At 58.4% G+C, this 17,876-nt stretch carries 16 protein-coding genes; 13 read left to right on the top strand and 3 right to left on the bottom strand.

The features are described 5' to 3' along the window. Nucleotides 1-614 precede the first annotated feature (614 nt). Both EC919_RS12135 and EC919_RS12130 read right to left on the bottom strand, forming a co-directional pair. Entirely contained in the window at nt 615-1,835 is a 1,221-nt protein-coding gene (locus EC919_RS12135; protein WP_133774189.1) for a CaiB/BaiF CoA transferase family protein, read from the bottom strand. A gap of 10 nt (nt 1,836-1,845) precedes the next feature. Then, entirely contained in the window at nt 1,846-3,027 is a 1,182-nt protein-coding gene (locus EC919_RS12130) for an acyl-CoA dehydrogenase (protein WP_122534346.1), read from the bottom strand. A 174-nt stretch (nt 3,028-3,201) separates the two neighbouring features. Between EC919_RS12130 and EC919_RS12125 the strand changes: the two genes are divergently transcribed. The 10 genes from EC919_RS12125 (at nt 3,202) to EC919_RS12080 (ending at nt 13,052) form a co-directional block, all read left to right on the top strand. Then, a complete protein-coding gene (locus EC919_RS12125) occupies nt 3,202-4,098 on the top strand; it encodes a LysR family transcriptional regulator (RefSeq protein WP_133774187.1) in 897 nt (298 codons plus the stop codon). A gap of 426 nt (nt 4,099-4,524) precedes the next feature. Beyond that, nucleotides 4,525-5,646 carry a Re/Si-specific NAD(P)(+) transhydrogenase subunit alpha gene (locus EC919_RS12120; RefSeq protein ID WP_133774185.1) on the top strand — a complete coding sequence of 374 codons (1,122 nt, stop codon included), beginning with the start codon at nt 4,525-4,527 and terminating at the stop codon, nt 5,644-5,646. 11 nt (nt 5,647-5,657) lie between these two features. Then, nucleotides 5,658-5,978 (top strand): NAD(P) transhydrogenase subunit alpha, encoded by a 321-nt coding sequence (locus EC919_RS12115; protein WP_074892477.1) that lies wholly within the window; start codon nt 5,658-5,660, stop codon nt 5,976-5,978. Continuing rightward, a complete protein-coding gene (locus EC919_RS12110; RefSeq protein WP_133774183.1) occupies nt 5,978-7,423 on the top strand; it encodes an NAD(P)(+) transhydrogenase (Re/Si-specific) subunit beta in 1,446 nt (481 codons plus the stop codon). The genes EC919_RS12115 and EC919_RS12110 overlap by 1 nt, the downstream gene beginning before the upstream one ends. A 184-nt stretch (nt 7,424-7,607) precedes the next feature. Beyond that, nucleotides 7,608-9,101, top strand: coding sequence for an acetyl-CoA hydrolase/transferase family protein (locus EC919_RS12105; RefSeq protein ID WP_133774181.1), 1,494 nt, complete (start codon nt 7,608-7,610; stop codon nt 9,099-9,101). A gap of 319 nt (nt 9,102-9,420) precedes the next feature. After that, the gene (locus EC919_RS12100) at nt 9,421-9,636 is read left to right on the top strand and encodes a DUF1127 domain-containing protein (RefSeq protein ID WP_093466716.1); all 216 of its coding nucleotides are present in this window, start codon (nt 9,421-9,423) and stop codon (nt 9,634-9,636) included. Nucleotides 9,637-9,996: 360 nt separating this feature from the next. Next, entirely contained in the window at nt 9,997-10,314 is a 318-nt protein-coding gene (locus EC919_RS12095; protein ID WP_133774179.1) for a DUF2388 domain-containing protein, read from the top strand. A gap of 116 nt (nt 10,315-10,430) precedes the next feature. Then, nucleotides 10,431-10,736, top strand: coding sequence for a DUF2388 domain-containing protein (locus EC919_RS12090; RefSeq protein ID WP_133774177.1), 306 nt, complete (start codon nt 10,431-10,433; stop codon nt 10,734-10,736). A 37-nt stretch (nt 10,737-10,773) separates the two neighbouring features. Continuing rightward, complete coding sequence (locus EC919_RS12085) at nt 10,774-11,094, top strand: DUF2388 domain-containing protein (RefSeq protein WP_133774174.1); 321 nt, start codon at nt 10,774-10,776, stop codon at nt 11,092-11,094. Next, nucleotides 11,091-13,052, top strand: coding sequence for a DUF4105 domain-containing protein (locus EC919_RS12080; protein WP_133774172.1), 1,962 nt, complete (start codon nt 11,091-11,093; stop codon nt 13,050-13,052). The genes EC919_RS12085 and EC919_RS12080 overlap by 4 nt, the downstream gene beginning before the upstream one ends. A gap of 30 nt (nt 13,053-13,082) precedes the next feature. Here the strand turns inward: EC919_RS12080 and EC919_RS12075 are convergent, their stop codons facing one another. After that, nucleotides 13,083-13,484: a GFA family protein gene (locus EC919_RS12075; protein ID WP_133774170.1), complete on the bottom strand. Its 402-nt coding sequence runs from the start codon at nt 13,482-13,484 to the stop codon at nt 13,083-13,085. Between the two features lie 322 nt (nt 13,485-13,806). Between EC919_RS12075 and EC919_RS12070 the strand changes: the two genes are divergently transcribed. The 3 genes from EC919_RS12070 to EC919_RS12060 all read left to right on the top strand — a co-directional run bounded on the left by EC919_RS12070 (nt 13,807) and on the right by EC919_RS12060 (nt 17,852). Then, complete coding sequence (locus tag EC919_RS12070) at nt 13,807-15,114, top strand: CitMHS family transporter (protein ID WP_133774168.1); 1,308 nt, start codon at nt 13,807-13,809, stop codon at nt 15,112-15,114. 66 nt (nt 15,115-15,180) lie between these two features. Then, a complete protein-coding gene (locus tag EC919_RS12065) occupies nt 15,181-15,948 on the top strand; it encodes a TerC family protein (protein WP_133774166.1) in 768 nt (255 codons plus the stop codon). Between the two features lie 260 nt (nt 15,949-16,208). Further along, the gene (locus EC919_RS12060; protein ID WP_133774164.1) at nt 16,209-17,852 is read left to right on the top strand and encodes a Na/Pi cotransporter family protein; all 1,644 of its coding nucleotides are present in this window, start codon (nt 16,209-16,211) and stop codon (nt 17,850-17,852) included. The last annotated feature ends 24 nt before the right edge of the window (nt 17,853-17,876 follow it).

The raw sequence follows: 17,876 nt of genomic DNA, 5'->3' as shown, positions 1-17,876 counted from the left end.
ATCAAACTCTTCAGTTCAATACTGCAATTAGGTTTTGAGAAAACCTTATAAACTTGGCTCAGCAATCGTTGGTTAAACCATGATTTCTCGTGGAGTAACTTGCGATGCTGATAATCTTGCGACTTCAGTCTTACAGCACAAGCACCCACACGAATTGCTTGATTCAGTTGTTAAAGAGCGGGTGGTTAAGATCTTTCGTCTCAACCGAGGCGCGCATTCTACAGCGTCTCTTGTATCTGTCAAGCGGTTATTTTAAGAAGTTTTCAAAGTTTCCTGATCAACTTCAACCACTTGCGCTTCGTTCGACTTAACGTCTCACGTCAGCGGGAGGCGAATTCTACAGCGTTACAACCTGCTGTCAACTGCCTTTTTCACCGCTGTCGATTCAAGCATCTGAACCGAAGCATTCCTCGCTGCTACTTCGTCCAACTCTTTGATTATCAAGGAGTTTTCCGTTTCGTCTGCGACGGAAGTGGGGCGAATTATAGACAGATCCAGAGGAGCGTCAACACCTAATTTGAACTTTTGGTGAAAAACCTAAAACCTCAGGGAAATCCGACACTTCCTTCTGTTTATATGCAGACTAGCCAGTTACAAACACGGCATATCAGCCTTCAGAGAACACCTGCCTCACGCAGCGCAATAACCTCGGCGTCTGATAACCCCAATACGCCGGTAAGAACCTCCAACGTATGCTCTCCCAACAAAGGCGGCGCACGCCGGTATTCAACAGGGGTCGCTGATAAACGGATCGGGCTGGCAACCTGAGGGACAGTCCCGCCCAATGCATGTGGCATATCCAGCTGCAGACCGCGGAACTGTACCTGCGGATCTGCGAACACTTGGGCGACATCATTGATAGGCCCACACGGAACGCCTGCCCTCTCCAGCGCTGTTACCCATTCAGCCGTGGTCTTGAAGACGGTCGCCTGCCGGATCAACGGGATCAACGCAGCACGATGCGCCACGCGCTGCTTGTTACCCGCGAACCGCGGATCGCTGGCCCACTGCGGTTGCCCAGCCACTTCTGCGAATTTGCGGAACTGACTGTCGTTCCCCACGGTGAGAATGAAATCGCCATCGGCAGTGGGGAAATCCTGGTAGGGGACGATATTCGGGTGAGCATTACCCAGTCGCCTTGGCGATACGCCCGTCGTCAGGTAGTTCATTGCCTGATTCGCCAGGCAGGCGACCTGCACGTCCAGCAACGCCATGTCGATGTGCTGACCAGCCCCTCCCTGATCCCGATGCGCCAGAGCAGCAAGAATCGCAGAAGTCGAATACAGCCCGGTCAAAATATCCGTCAGCGCCACGCCGACCTTTACCGGTCCTGCGCCAGCTTCCCCCTCGGGACGACCAGTGAGGCTCATTAGCCCACCGAGCCCCTGGATCATGAAGTCGTAACCTGCTCGCTTGGAGTACGGACCCGTCTGACCGAACCCGGTAATCGAGCAATAGATGAGCCTGGGGTTTTCCAACTGCAGCGATTCGTAATCCAGACCGTAGGCCTTCAGCCCGCCAACCTTGAAGTTCTCGATCACAATATCGGACTTCGCCGCCAGCGCCCGAACCAGCCTCTGCCCTTCAGGCTGAGTGAAGTCTATGGTGACGGACTGCTTGTTACGGTTGGCTGACAGGTAGTACGCAGCTTCCGACGTGTTTTCTCCGCGCGGATCCTTCAGAAAGGGCGGCCCCCAGGCGCGGGTGTCGTCGCCATTGCCTGGGCGCTCGATCTTGATCACCTCCGCACCCAGGTCAGCCAGAATCTGTCCTGCCCACGGGCCGGCGAGCACACGCGACAAGTCCAGCACACGCAAATGCGATAACGCGCCCATTGCAGGCTCCTTAATAGAAGGCCTGGATGCCGGTCTGCGCGCGCCCCAGGATGAGCGCATGGACGTCATGAGTACCTTCGTAGGTATTGACCACTTCCAGGTTGACCAGATGTCTGGCGATACCGAACTCATCAGAAATGCCGTTACCACCCAGCATGTCACGGGCCATACGCGCGATGTCCAGCGACTTGCCGCAGGAGTTGCGCTTCATGATGGAGGTGATTTCGACCGCTGCGGTGCCCTCGTCTTTCATGCGGCCAAGACGCAGGCAGCCTTGAAGCGCCAACGTGATCTCGGTCTGCATGTCAGCGAGCTTTTTCTGAATCAGCTGATTAGCTGCCAGCGGACGGCCGAACTGTTGACGGTCCAGCGTATATTGACGCGCGGTGTGCCAGCAAAACTCGGCAGCCCCCAACGCGCCCCATGAGATGCCGTAGCGGGCGGAGTTCAGGCACGTGAAAGGCCCTTTGAGACCTCGGACGTCCGGGAAGATGTTCTCTTCCGGCACAAACACGTTGTCCATCACGATCTCGCCGGTGATCGAAGCGCGAAGGCCTACCTTGCCGTGAATCGCCGGGGCCGTCAGGCCTTGCCAGCCTTTTTCCAATACGAAGCCGCGGATGTCCCCAGCGTCATCTTTGCCCCATACAACAAACACGTCGGCGATTGGGCTGTTGGTGATCCACATTTTGCTGCCGGTCAGACGGTAGCCGCCCTCGACGCTCCGCGCACGAGTGATCATCGCGCCCGGATCCGAACCATGATTGGGTTCGGTAAGGCCGAAGCAACCAATCCATTCACCCGACGCAAGTTTTGGCAGGTACTTCTGTTTTTGCGCTTCGGTGCCAAATTCGTTGATAGGCACCATGACCAGAGAGGACTGCACGCTCATCATTGAGCGGTAACCGGAATCGACGCGCTCGACTTCGCGAGCGATCAAGCCGTAACACACATAATTCAGGCCGCTGCCCCCGTACTGCTCCGGGATTGTAGCGCCGAGGAGACCTATCTCACCCATCTCACGGAAGATGGCCGGATCTGTCTTCTCATGCCGGAAGGCCTCCAGCACGCGCGGCGCCAGCTTGTCCCTGGCGAACTGCTCGGCGCTGTCGCGAACCATGCGCTCTTCTTCGGTGAGTTGCTGGTCCAGCAACAGGGGGTCGATCCAACTGAAACTTGCCTTACCGCTCATGTGACTCTCTCCTCACCAAATGCGTTTCCGGATTTGCCGGAAAAGTAATGGGGTGAGCCTAGGCCTGAACCCTTAAGCGAGCAAACGACGATTTCGCATCATGTTGTGCTAATTTCTCACTCCAACGCACATTGGTTACTGGCCCGTCGGCCCTTCTGAGTGAGGCAAAGGTACATGCGTCGCAAAATCCCCAGCACCGCCGCACTCGTCAGCTTCGAGGCAGCCGCGCGGCACGAGAGCTTCACAAAGGCAGCCGAGGAGCTTTCCCTGACCCAGAGCGCAATCTGCCGACAGGTCGCGAGCCTGGAAGAGTTCTTGAACGTCGGCCTGTTCCGACGTTCGCGACGGGGAGTAAAGCTTACCGAGGCAGGCCTGTCCTACAGCCGGCGCATCGCAACGCAACTCGATGCCGTTGAGCGCGACACGCTGTCAGTGATGGGCCATCAGGGCATCAATGTGATCGAACTCGCAGTGGTGCCCACATTCGGCACGCAATGGTTACTTCCGCGCCTGAAAGATTTTCAGAAGAAACATCCTGACGTCACCATCAATTTGACCAACCGAACGCGGCCCTTCTTGTTCGCGGATACCGAATTCGACGCGGCGATCTACTTTGGTGATGCTGATTGGTCCGGTACCGAATCTCACAGACTGATGGGCGAAAACCCGATGCCAGTCTGTAGCCCCGCACTGCTTGGGGCACGGCACAGCATCAGCGCTCAAGAACTGGCCGAGATGCCGCTGCTTCAACAGACCACTCGGCCCTACGCCTGGCGGCAGTGGTTCAACTCGCTGGACATGAGCGTGGCCCGCGACATGACAGGTCCGCGTTACGAGCTATTCTCCATGCTCGCGCAGGCAGCTATGCATGACATGGGTGTGGCGCTGATCCCGCCGTTCCTTATTCAGCATGAATTGACCGAAAAGCGCCTGGTGATTGCCAACTCTCACCAGCTCTCAAGCACAAAGGCGTATTACTTGATGATCCCGGAGCGCAAGACGGAATCAGCGTCACTGAAAGCGTTTCGCGACTGGCTGATTCGGCAGGCGGAGGCCTACTCGCTGCCCTGATCACTCAACCGCAATCCGGACCTTTGTATGTAGTTCTTACCTCTTAAAACCTACAGATATCTTGATATGTCGCATTTGCGACACACATTCCTTTTTTGATTCCAACACTTGAATAGTCATACAAATAGAGCCCTCCAGCTTATTTCCATGACATTTCCGATTTCTTTCGCTCGAGTTCCTCTGGGCGCGTCTAATTTGTTAAAACTCATACAAATCAACTAATTGACTGATTTAGTGCGTCAATCGGTCACAGGGTGACTTGTAGTACATTTTTCGTTCAGTTACAGAAACCCTTGAAGGCCTCTGGCATCCCCTGCAAAATGCCGCGCCCGGCTGTTTTAACGGGCGTAGTGATCGCAATTCCAGCCCTCGGGCCGTAGCGCGCTGGCCTAATTAAAGACAATAAGATCACGCAGGAGATTTGACGTGCACATTGGAGTCCCCCTCGAAACCCAGCTTGGTGAAACCCGGGTCGCCGCCACTCCCGAGACCATCAAAAAGCTCATCGCCCAAGGCCACACGGTGACTGTTCAGAACGGCGCTGGCATTGCAGCGAGCGTGACGGACAGTGCTTATGAGGCAGCAGGCGCATTGATCGGGACCGCCGTTGATACGTTTGGCGCCGAACTCATCCTCAAGGTTTCCGCTCCCAGCGAAGCTGAGCTGCCGCTGATCAGAAACGGCGCAGTGGTTGTAGGGATGCTCAACCCTTTCAATAACGACATGATCGCCAAGCTGGCTGAATGCGGGATCACCGCCTTTGCCCTCGAAGCCGCGCCACGCACCTCTCGCGCGCAAAGCCTCGACGTGCTGTCTTCCCAGGCCAACATCGCCGGCTATAAGGCTGTGCTATTGGCGGCGCATCACTACCCGCGCTTCATGCCCATGCTGATGACAGCGGCCGGTACGGTGAAAGCAGCGCGCGTGCTGATTCTCGGAGCGGGCGTTGCGGGGCTGCAGGCCATCGCCACTGCCAAACGTCTAGGTGCGGTCATTGAGGCCTCGGACGTACGTCCCGCGGTGAAGGAACAGATCGAGTCGTTAGGGGCCAAGTTCGTTGACGTACCTTACGAGACTGACGAGGAGCGCGAGGCTGCCGTCGGCGTCGGCGGTTACGCCCGCCCGATGCCAGCCAGCTGGATGCAGCGTCAGGCAGTGGCCGTTCACGAGCGCGCCAGGCAGGCGGACATCGTGATTACTACGGCGTTGATCCCCGGTCGCAAAGCGCCGGTGCTGTTGAGCGCTGATACGGTCGCGCAAATGAAGCCTGGTTCGGTAGTAATCGATCTAGCCGCGGCGCAGGGCGGCAACTGCCCTCTGACTGTGGCAGATCAAGTCGTGGTCGAGCACGGTGTGACCATCGTCGGTCACACGAATCTGCCCGCCATGGTCGCGGCGGATGCATCTGCTCTTTATGCCCGCAACCTGCTGGACTTCATGAAGCTGCTCTTCACGCCCGAAGGACAGTTCCAGATCAACCTCGAAGACGACATCGTTGCCGCGTGCCTTATGTGCCGCGATGGCCAAGTCATCCGCAAGAACGGCTGAGGATAAAAATAATGGAAGAGTTCATCTCACCCGGTATCTACAACCTGATCATTTTCGTGCTGGCCATTTACGTCGGCTACCACGTGGTCTGGAACGTGACGCCTGCGCTGCACACGCCGTTGATGGCGGTAACCAACGCTATCTCGGCCATCGTCATCGTTGGCGCCATGCTTGCCGCAGCGCTGACAGTGACACCACTGGGCAAAACCATGGGCACCCTGGCCGTCGCGCTGGCCGCGGTTAACGTCTTCGGCGGTTTTCTGGTCACCCGGCGCATGCTGGAGATGTTCAAAAAGAAAGCGCCCAAGGTTAAAGACGAGGTGGCCAAGTAATGAGCATGAACCTCGTCACCTTGCTGTACCTCGTTTCAGCCATCTGCTTCATCCAGGCGCTGAAGGGTTTGTCTCACCCGACCACGTCGCGCCGAGGCAACCTGTTCGGCATGCTCGGCATGGGCCTGGCTGTTCTGACCACGATCGGACTAGTGTTTAAACTGGCCGCGTTGTCCACCGACGGTGCCAGCGCAGGCATTGGTTATATTCTTATTGGCTTGCTGGTCGGCGGCACTGCCGGTGCGATCATGGCCAAGCGCGTCGAAATGACCAAGATGCCGGAACTGGTCGCTTTCATGCACAGCATGATTGGCCTGGCAGCCGTGTTCATCGCCATCGCTGCCGTGGTCGAGCCACAGTCGCTGGGCATCGTTCACCACTTGGGCGATCCGATTCCTGCGGGCAACCGTCTGGAGTTGTTTCTTGGCGCGGCGATCGGGGCGATTACGTTCTCCGGTTCGGTCATCGCCTTCGGCAAGCTGTCGGGCAAATACAAATTCCGTTTGTTCCAGGGCGCACCGGTGCAATTTGCGGGTCAGCACAAGCTCAATCTGATTCTCGGGCTGGCGACGCTGCTTTTCGGCATCATGTTCATGCTGACGGGTAGCCTGTACGCGTTCAGCACCATGCTGATCCTCGCGTTCGTGATCGGCGTGCTGCTGATTATCCCGATTGGTGGCGCAGACATGCCGGTCGTGGTGTCGATGCTCAACAGCTACTCAGGCTGGGCAGCAGCAGGTATTGGCTTCTCGCTGAACAACTCGATGCTGATCATCGCAGGTTCTCTGGTCGGCTCTTCCGGCGCGATTCTGTCGTACATCATGTGCAAAGCGATGAACCGCTCGTTCTTCAACGTGATTGGTGGCGGCTTCGGTGGCGCAACGGATGCCGGTGCTGCGAGCGGCACCCAGGAAGCCCGACCGGTCAAATCGGGCTCAGCTGACGACGCGACCTTCCTGCTGACCAACGCAGATACCGTAATCATTGTTCCGGGCTACGGGCTGGCGGTCGCTCGAGCGCAGCATGCGCTTAAAGAGTTGACCGAAAAACTGACCCACGCGGGCGTCACCGTGAAGTACGCGATCCACCCGGTGGCCGGTCGGATGCCGGGGCACATGAACGTACTGCTGGCGGAGGCCGAGGTGCCTTACGATCAGGTGTTCGAGATGGAGGACATCAACTCCGAGTTCGGTCAGGCGGACGTCGTCCTGGTGCTTGGCGCCAACGATGTGGTCAATCCGGCGGCCAAGAACGATCCCAAGTCGCCGATTGCCGGCATGCCAATCCTTGAGGCGTACAAGGCCAAGACCATCATCGTCAATAAGCGCTCCATGGCCAGCGGCTACGCGGGCCTGGATAACGAGCTGTTCTACCTGGACAAAACCATGATGGTCTTTGGTGATGCCAAAAAGGTCATCGAGGATATGGTCAAAGCGATCGAATAACTGCTGCAACCCGCGATAAAACAACCCTCGGCGCAGCTCATGGCCGAGGGTTTTTTACAGCCCAGGTAAAAGTGTTTCTCGCGCACAGGCGCTAATTAGAGCCTTTATTGCGACCTTGGTAGCGGGACGAACAAACCTCAAATCTCTAGACTTCGCTCACGCATCTTTGTCTGAGATTAAACACATGCACCGTGAACGAATCCGTCTGCCCTCGCTGATGAGCAAGATAATGAGCGCGGCCGACGCCGCTTCCTTGATCAAGGACGGCATGACCGTCGGTATGAGCGGCTTCACCCGCGCCGGCGAAGCCAAAGCCGTGCCCCAGGCGCTGGCTGACCGGGCCAAGACAACACCCTTGAAGATCAGCCTGATGACGGGCGCCAGCCTGGGCAACGATCTGGACAAGCAGCTGACTGAAGCCGGAGTACTCTCCCGCCGCATGCCGTTTCAGGTGGACAGCACCCTGCGCAAGGCCATCAACGACGGCACCGTGATGTTCATAGACCAGCATTTGTCGGACACCGTCGAGCAGCTGCGCAATCGCCAGATCAAGGCCGTGGATATCGCCGTGATTGAATGTGTGGCGATCACCGAAGAAGGGCACCTGGTGCTCAGCACGTCCGTTGGCAACTCGGCGAGCTTCGCCATTCTTGCTGAACACGTGATCATCGAGATCAACCTCGCCCAGCCCCTGGAGCTGGAAGGGCTGCACGACATCTATATACCGACCTACCGGCCGACGCGCCTGCCGATCCCGGTGCTCAAGACGGACACCCGAATCGGCAGCCAGGCCGTGAGGATCGATCCGGCCAAGATCGTCGGCATCGTGATCAGCAATCAACCTGACTCGCCGTCGACGGTATTGCCGGCAGACACCGACACCCAGGCCATCGCGGGCCACCTGGTCGAGTTCTTCAAGAACGAAGTGCGGCTGAGCCGACTGACCAATCAACTGATGCCGCTGCAGGCCGGGGTAGGCACGATCGCCAATGCCGTCATGACTGGGCTGATCGATTCACCCTTTCACGGCATGACCATGTATTCGGAAGTGCTGCAGGATTCGACGTTCGATCTGTTCGAGGCGGGCAAACTGGATTTCGCGTCGGGCTGCTCCATGACGCTGTCAGAGCGCAAGCACGCCGCGGTCTATGACAACCTCGAGCAGTACAGATCCAGACTGTTATTGCGCCCTCAGGAAATCTCGAACCATCCGGAGGTCGTTCGCCGCCTGGGTATCATTGGTATCAACACCGCCCTGGAGTTCGATCTGTACGGAAACGTCAACTCCACTCACGTGGGTGGCACGCGGATGATGAACGGGATAGGCGGGTCAGGCGACTTCGCCCGCAATGCCCACCTCGCCATTTTCGTGACCAAGTCCATTGCCAAAGCCGGCGCAATCTCAAGCGTGGTGCCGATGGTCAGCCATGTGGACCACACCGAACACGACGTGGACATCCTGGTGACAGAGATCGGACTGGCAGACCTGCGGGGCCTGGCGCCCCGCGAACGTGCCCGGGTCATCATCGACAACTGCGTGCACCCGGCCTATCGCGAGGCGCTGAATGATTACTTCCGCCGCGCCTGCGCAATTGGCGGCCACACCCCGCATGTGCTTCGGGATGCACTCAGTTGGCACCTTAACCTGGAAGAAACTGGTCACATGCTGACGATCTGAAAACACAGTTTGAGCGCTGTGATGATCTTTCGTCGTCACAGTTCGCGAGCTGAACGTAAAACCGGCAAAAACTGTACTGCTGTACGGGTGATTTGTTTGAGGTAAAACCGCAAATCATCCGTGTAAGCATCCAAAAAGCACGCTTCTGGTGCAGACCCATACAGTTGCCCCACTTCCGAACAAAACAGTGGTGTTTAACAGTTAACTGGAGCAGCACAATACAAATGAACTGTGTCTAGAGAGAGAAGGGCAATGAGAGGAATATTGTCACCAATCAAGTCACTCTCTAATCCCGCCACAAGCGGAAGGAAGAAGCATCATGGAACGCACCGTCAGTTCCGAACTGTTCTACGAAGACACCGCAAAAACCGCACAAGCCTCGTTGCCGCTGCGCATGTTCGCCAACCTGATGCTCTGGCAGCGTCGTCTGTCCAGCCGCCATCAACTGGCTCGTCTGGATGCACGTTTGCTGGCTGACGCCGGTATCAGCGAATCCCAGCGTTACGAAGAGCTGAGCAAGCCGTTCTGGCGCTAATCTAGCGTCTGCTGGTCCCAGGCCACGAGCCTCTCGCCAGCAACCCGAATTGTTCAAACAAAACCCGTTGGCAGGTCACTGCTGACGGGTTTTGTCGTTTCCGACCGGCGTATAGCTGGGTGAGCAAAACCAGTACAGTTTTGATTCCTTTCACGGCATGCCCCTACAGACCGATGTTTTCATATGATTTCAGCAGTAATGGTTCGCAAGACAGCTGCCTGCGTAAGGCGAGGATGGTTAGCGGACTCGCTTATAAGCTAATCTTGCGCCACCTTGACCACGCACTCGCGAGCCAGCTAAAGCTGAGCCTCCGATTTAAGCGTCAGTGGTTTTCGAATCCCGTTATTTTGGAGTGCCTGTATGTCTCGCGTTCGCCTGTTGAGTGCCGCTTTCCTGATCGTTGCTGCTACCGGGGCCCAGGCTTCCAGTTTCGTCGTTACAACCGACACCATTGTCCGTGCGCTGGATGCATCGTCCAATGCCACGTCGAAAATCTCGTCATCCTTTCATGACGACAAGATCGTCCTGGCCGCCCGCGACGACGCTGCAAGCTTCGTTGCCAGCGAAGGCGAGATCCGTGGCGTGAAGCTCCAGGGCGCCTTGCAACACATCCGCGAAGTAGCACCAGGCCTGCAAGCGTCGGACGCGCAACTTGCGCAAGCGATTCTTGCCATCTGATTCAGTATCGAGACAGGCTAATCCGGCGTGCACGAGGGTCTTTGCACTAGCTCTGGCCCGGGTGTTGCGCTAGCCTTGCGACTCGTTTCGCAGAACCTGAACAGCCCTGAATAGCCATGCATTCGTTGTCTCGCCTCGTGCTTGCCGTCACCGCCACCTTGAGTATTTCAACTCAGGTTCTGGCGTTTGACGTGACCACACAGAGCCTGGTCAAAACCGGATACGCCACCAGCCAGGTGACGACAGGGCCTTTCGATAGCAAGTTGATAATTGCCGCCCAGGATGATGCTGCAGTGTTTGTCGCCAGTGACGGCAAACTGCGAGGAGCACGACTGGAATCGGCGCTGGCGTACCTGCGTCAATCCCGCCCAAAACTTCATGCAAGCGACCTTGAACTGGCGCAGGCAATCCTCGTCCAATAGTCACTTTTTTGTAACTTCCGTATTTTGGAGACGTTCCATGCGTACCCCGTTGATCGCTGCCGCCCTCGGCCTGCTCTTGCTGACTGACATGGCACAGGCACAAACCCTGAAGGCCACCAGTAACATCGTCGTTCGCGCCCTCGGCCGCAGCATCGATTTCACCTCCGACACCACCTCATCCGTGCGCAACTGGAAACTCGTGCTTGAAGCGCGTGACGATGCCGCCAGCTATGTCGCCAGCAACGGCGATATCCACGGCGCACTCCTCGACGCAGCCTTCATCACTCTGCGCGATCGTCTGCCTGAAGCACGCACTGCCAGTGATCAGGACCTCGCCGAGGCCATCCTCGCACTGTGAAACACCTCGCTGTCTGGCTGCTGACGTCGGCGCTGTCGCTGATTTGCACGAGCGCCTTCGCCGACCTTAGCCTGTCGCTGCATACCGACGGGCTCAGTCCTGCCCAACAAAAGGCCAGCCAGACATTGCTCGACGAAGCCATGGCGCACCTGCCTCCGCTGTTCGTCAGCAAGCTTGATCGCAAGGTCGAAGTGCATTGGACAGACGACATGCCGTCCAATGCCTACGGTCGTGCAGACGGTCCTTACCGGCTGGACCTGAATCAGAACCTGCTCGCAGGCCTGACAGACGGCAGCGCTGCAACGACCCGAACCAACCGTCCTCACGGCACCGTGCGCGAGGAAATGCTCGCGACGGTGCTGCATGAGCTGACCCACATTTATGATCACGCGCAACTCTGGTCCCCTGAAGACCGCAAGCTGATCGTTGCCTGTGCCCGGCAGGGCAAGAGCGTGGGCAAGGTTGGCCTGCGTGACAGCTGCCGGGGGCAGACTGACAGGCGCTTCACGCTGAGCGATGATCCGCGCCTTATGGATCTGGCGGGATGGCCGCAGTACGTCGGCCGCCGCGGTGACAGGGAAGAGCGCAATGGGCAGGTTGCGCGCAGCCCGGACATCTACGAAATCAGCAGCCCGCTGGAATTCGTTGCGGTGAACATGGAGTACTTCCTCCTCGATCCGGCTTACGCCTGCCGCCGCCCGGCGCTGTACGACTATTACAAGGCCCGGTTCGACTGGGCGCCAGCGACGAAGGATCAGTGCCCGACATCCTATCCTTATCTCAACGCCGGTAACGACTTTGCGCGGGAGCCACTGGGCAAGCTCGACCCCGAACGGGTTTACGAAGTTGATTACCTGCTGGCCGAGGCCAACCAGAATCTGGCGAGCCGTTGGGGTCACAGCATGCTGCGGCTGGTCATCTGCAAGCCCGGTCGCCCGCGTGGCCCCGATTGCCGGCTGGACCTGGATCAGCACTTGGTGCTGTCGTACCGCGCCTTTGTAAACGATCTGCAGCTGTCCAGCTGGAGCGGTTTGACCGGCAAGTACCCGTCGCGGCTGTTTGTCCTGCCACTGGGTCAGGTGATCGATGAGTACACCAAGACCGAACTGCGCGGCCTGGCCTCGGTCCCGCTGAAACTGTCCCGCGAAGAAATCAACGGTCTGGTTCAGCACGCTGCCGAGATGCACTGGGCATACGACGGGGATTACTGGTTCCTGTCCAATAACTGTGCGGTGGAAAACCTGAAACTGCTGCGCAGTGGCACTAATGATCCGCGGCTTGTCGGGCTGGACAGCATCATGCCCAACGGGCTGCTGGAAGTCCTGAAAGGCAGGGGGCTAGCGGACACCAGCGTGCTGGACGATCCCAAGAAAGCGCTGCGCATGGGCTACCGCTTCGACTCGTACCGCGACCGTTACCAGGCGATGTTCGAGGTGTTGCGCAAGACCACCGATGTCAAGCAGACAACGGTGGAAGACTGGCTGGCATTGACGCCGCAAGAGCGGCGCCCGTATTTCGCTCAGGCGGATCTGCGCACCAGCGCCGCGATGCTGCTGCTGGAACAGGCCGGGCTGCGTCGTCAGTTATTGCTGGCGCAGGATGAGGTCAAGCAGCGATACCTCAGTGCCGTGGAGCAAAAGGACAACGGCGTCTCCAGGGCGACCGGCACATTGCAGGACATTCTGGCCAACAGCGGATTCCTGAGTCGCCCGGCGGAACTGCTCGGCAGCGGCGGCTACGGTCTGCCGCAGGAAGGCGAGTGGCAGCGTCTGGAAAACGAGAGCAGTCAGCGGCAGAAACAACTGCAGCGGCTCAGCGGCGATCTGGATAAAGAGGTGAGGGCGCTGCTGGATCCCGACCGCGCCGCCGAGATCGCCGCGACCGAAGACAATCTCAAGCAAGTCGGCGAACACCTGCGGGCATTGCACAAGGCAGCGGGCGGGCTGGAGCTGCCTTGATCGTTGCGCAGCTACACGCTCAACGATGACTCAGGCAGTTTCACAGGGCTCCCCCGGCAGATGCTCGTCGAGGTGCAGCCAAGGCAGGCGACTGTCGGTCCAGATGTGGCGATCGGCAGGCGTTAGCTCCGGGTGATCAAGGGTGGCGATGGTCACGTCCATGGTCTCCGGGCTGTTGCGGCTGAACAGCGCGACCTGCGCCCCGCAGTTATTGCAGAAATACCTGACGCACGTCGGCCCTGAATCATAGGCGGTCGGACTTCCCGCCAGCCATTTGAAAGTATCGACCGGCACGCTGGTCCACGTCATCACGATGCCGCCTGACGTGCGCCTACAAATCGAACAGTGGCAGTGGGCAACGTCATCCAAGGGCCCATCAAGCTGGTAACGCAGATTGCCGCAATGGCATCCGCCGGTATGCAATTCACTCATGAGCACTCTCCCGGTTATGTAAGGGTCTGACCGCATCCTGAGGTCGATAACTCAAACTCCCGCTCGTCAACTTCAGAAGTGCAACGAAAGCTGGCTGAAAGCTTCCCCGTTTAGCATCACCTCACCGCCGGCGACAGACCGGTCGGCCAGGACGAACGCGCTTGACGTTCTCCGGCCCATCTACAACAACAATTAGGTGATTCCCGATGCTTGCATGTGCCCTGCAGTACCCCTCCGTAATCCCCGACTCCACGCGCCGCTCGTCTTGAGCTGATCGATTCGTCTCGTTCGTTCCCACGCCGCGTAACGCTGGAGTATTGCTATGTTGACCTTCCTCGGCTTCGCCATGGTCGTTGCTTTCATGTACCTGATCATGAGCAAGCGCCTGTCAGCGCTGATTGCCTTGATCATCGTTCCTATCGTTTTTGCCTTGTTCGGAGGCTTTGCCTCGGAAATCGGCCCAATGATGCTGGCCGGCATCACCAAGCTTGCGCCAACAGGCGTGATGCTGATGTTCGCCATTCTTTATTTCGCACTGATGATCGACTCCGGGCTGTTCGACCCGGCCGTGCGCAAGATCCTCAAGCTGGTGAAAGGCGACCCGGTCAAGGTGTCGGTCGGTACGGCGGTGCTGGCGCTGGTTGTCTCGCTGGACGGTGACGGCGCCACGACGTACATGATCTGCGTGGCCGCCATGCTGCCGCTGTACAGCCGTCTGGGCATGAGTCCGCGCATTATGGCCGGCTTGATCATTCTGGCCGGCGGCGTGATGAACATGACGCCATGGGGCGGACCGACCGCAAGGGCGGCGAGCGCCCTGCATGTCGATCCATCCGACATCTTCGTGCCCATGATTCCGGCAATGCTCGCGGGCGTCGTGGCGATTCTGGTGATCGCCTATTTCTACGGCAAACGTGAGCGTGCGCGCCTGGGTGAGCTGCACCTGCCCGGTGACGAAGTCGATCACAGCGATATCAGCGTTTCGCAGTTTCCCGACGCCCGTCGTCCCAAGCTGATCTGGTTCAACGGTGCTCTGACACTGGCGCTGATGGTCGCGTTGATCATGGGCCTGCTGCCGCTGCCGGTGTTGTTCATGATTGCGTTCAGTATCGCGATGATCGTCAACTACCCGTGCCTGCAAGCGCAGAAAGATCGCGTGGCAGCCCATGCCGGTAGCGTGCTGGCAGTGGTCGGACTGATTTTTGCTGCGGGGATCTTTACCGGTATCCTGTCCGGCACCGGAATGGTCGACGCGATGTCGAAGAGCCTGCTGGCCGTGATCCCCGAAGCGATGGGCCCTTATCTGGCCGTGATCACTGCGGTGGTCAGCATGCCGTTCACCTTCTTCATGTCCAACGATGCGTTCTACTACGGTGTGCTGCCGGTACTGGCCGAGGCCGCTGCGCATTACGGCATCAGCCCGGTGGAAATGGCACGTGCCTCGATCGTCGGCCAGCCCGTCCACCTGTTGAGCCCGCTCGTACCGTCGACGTATCTACTGGTGGCACTGGCAGGCATCGAGTTTGGTGATCACCAGCGCTTTACCCTCAAATGGGCCGTGCTGGTGTGCATGTGCATCCTGATCGCCGCGCTGCTGATGGGGATCTTCCCGTTCTTCAGCAGTCTGTAACGCAACTCAACGCTCCCTCTGGCGCAACCGCGCCAGAGGGAAAACGAACGCTCAAAGGAATACGTAATGGAATGGCTGACCAACCCTGAGATCTGGGTTGCTTTCTTCACGCTGACTGCCCTGGAAATTGTGCTGGGCATCGACAACATCATCATGATCTCGATCCTGGTCAGCCGCATGCCCAAGGCGATGCAGCCGCGAACCCGCATTTTCGGTCTGGCACTGGCGATGGTGACGCGGATTCTGCTGCTGCTGTCGATCACCTGGGTCATGCGCCTCACCGACGACCTGTTCGTGGTCTGGGGCCAAGGCATTTCCGGACGCGATCTGATCCTGTTCTTCGGTGGTCTGTTTCTGTTGTGGAAGAGTTCGCAAGAGATCTACCACGGCATGGAGGGCGAGGAAGAGACGCTGGATGAGCCGAAAGGCAAGGGCGGCATGTTTCTGTACACCATCCTTCAGATTGCAATCATCGACATCGTATTCTCGCTGGATTCGGTCATCACCGCCGTCGGCATGGTTTCCCACGTACCGGTGATGGTCGCGGCGATCATCGTGGCTGTGCTGATCATGATGCTGTGCGCGGGCGTCATCAGCGACTTCATCGAGAAACACCCATCGCTGAAGATGCTGGCGCTGTCGTTCCTGATCGTCGTCGGTACCGTGCTGATTGCCGAGTCGTTCGATGTGCATGTGCCAAAGGGCTACGTTTACTTCGCCATGGCGTTCTCGCTGGCAGTCGAGGCGATCAACATCAAGATGCGCACGTCGATGGCTAAAAAGCGTGCGATGCAGGACCCTGTGACACTTCACAAGGACGTGCCGGGGCAATAACGTCCGCCGCATAGACGTCAATACAACGGGGCTGTGAATGCCCCGTTTTTTATTGGCAGGGCGCTAAGGCAGAGCTTTCAAACACCTGATTTGTGACAGATTTGTTTCAAGAAATAATCCGCTGTGCCATGCTGGCATTAAGGCCACAGGCCGACTAAAGCTTAGTTGAGCGCGCTGTCGATACACCTCAAGCGCTTACGCTCGCTACACGCTGGACCTTTTAACTTTGCCCGATGGGCAACCTACAGGGGGCTCTCCGTATGCTGACCCTGCTCGATTTGCTTTCCGCCGTCGCGCTGTTGATCTGGGGCACACACATCGTTCGGACCGGCATTCTGCGTGTCTACGGCTCGCAGCTGCGCCGGGTCATTGGCCAGAACATGTCCAAACGCCCACTGGCATTTGTCGCGGGGATACTGGTCACCGCAGTGGTGCAAAGCAGTAACGCTACGGCGATGCTGGTGACGTCCTTCGTCGGCCAGGGCTTGATGGGGCTGACACCCGCGCTGGCTATCATGCTCGGTGCCGACGTCGGTACTGCGGTGATGTCACGAATCCTGACGTTCGACCTGTCGTGGCTGTCGCCGCTGCTGATCTTTCTGGGCGTGGTCTTCTTTCTGTCGCGCAAACAAACCCGTGTGGGTCAACTGGGTCGTGTCGGCATCGGGCTGGGGCTGATCATTCTCGCCCTGCAGCTGATCGTCACTGCCGCCGCGCCGATCACTCAGGCGGCCGGAGTGAAGGTGTTGTTCGCGTCACTGACCGGCGATCTCCTGCTCGACGCATTGGTCGGCGCCATGTTCGCGCTGATTTCCTACTCAAGCCTGGCGGCCGTGCTGCTGACAGCCACGTTGGCAGGCGCAGAGATCATCAGCCTGCCGGTGGCGATCGGCCTGGTGATCGGCGCCAACATCGGCAGTGGTCTGCTGGCGTTCCTCAGCACCAGCATGCAAAACGTCGCCGGTCGGCAAGTGGCGTTGGGCAGCCTGCTGTACAAGCTGATCGGCCTGTTACTGATCACCCCGGTGCTGACCCCGCTGGTGGCCTGGATGGACATGCTGAATGTCAGCCCATCGAGCCTGGTCATCAGCTTTCATGTGATTTACAACTCGCTGCGCTGCCTGATCATGCTGCCGACGGTGGGGCCGATGGGGCGTCTGTGCGCGTCGATTCTGCCGCAGCAGGCCGAGATCAACGGCCAGACCAAGCCTCGCCATCTGGACCTGACGGCACTCGCCACGCCGAGCCTGGCGCTGGCCAATGCCGTGCGCGAAACACTGCGCATGGGCGACCTGATCGACAGCATGCTCAATGCCATGCAAGAGGTGCTGCGTGGCAATCAGACCGCGGTCACTCAGGAAGTGCGCCGGCTCAACGATGACGTCGAGGTGCTCTATAACGCCATCAAGTTGTACCTGGCGCAGATGCCCCGCGACGACCTCAGCGATCAGGACAACCGCCGCTGGGCCGAGATCATCGAGCTGGCGATCAACCTGGAGCTGGCCAGCGGGCTCATCGAGCGCATGCTGCGCAAGGTCCAGCAGCAGAAGACGTCGCAGCGTCGGTCGTTTTCCGACGTCGGCCTGGAAGAGCTCTCCGGGTTGCACGAGCAACTGATGGCTAATCTGCGTCTTGGCCTGTCGGTCTTCCTCAGCGGTGACCCGGAAAGCGCGCGCCAGTTGTTGCGCGAGAAACGTCGTTTTCGGGCACAGGAGCGGCGCCTGGCCCACGCCCATGTCAGCAGGCTGCAACGTAAGATTGTGCAAAGTATCGAGACCAGCTCCCTGCACCTCGAGTTGATTTCCGACATGAAACGCTTGAATTCGCTGTTCTGCAGCAGCGCCTACGCGGTCCTTGAAACCACTGACACAGGCGCCTTGTCCAGCGAGGGCAACGCGGATTAATCGTGGTGAACGCAGGGGCGGCTG

It is taken from the genome of Pseudomonas graminis (genome assembly GCF_004364335.1).
GTDB lineage: Bacteria > Pseudomonadota > Gammaproteobacteria > Pseudomonadales > Pseudomonadaceae > Aquipseudomonas > Aquipseudomonas graminis_D.
Note: the sequence above shows the minus strand (reverse complement) of the source record. Positions and strands in the feature narration are given on the sequence as shown.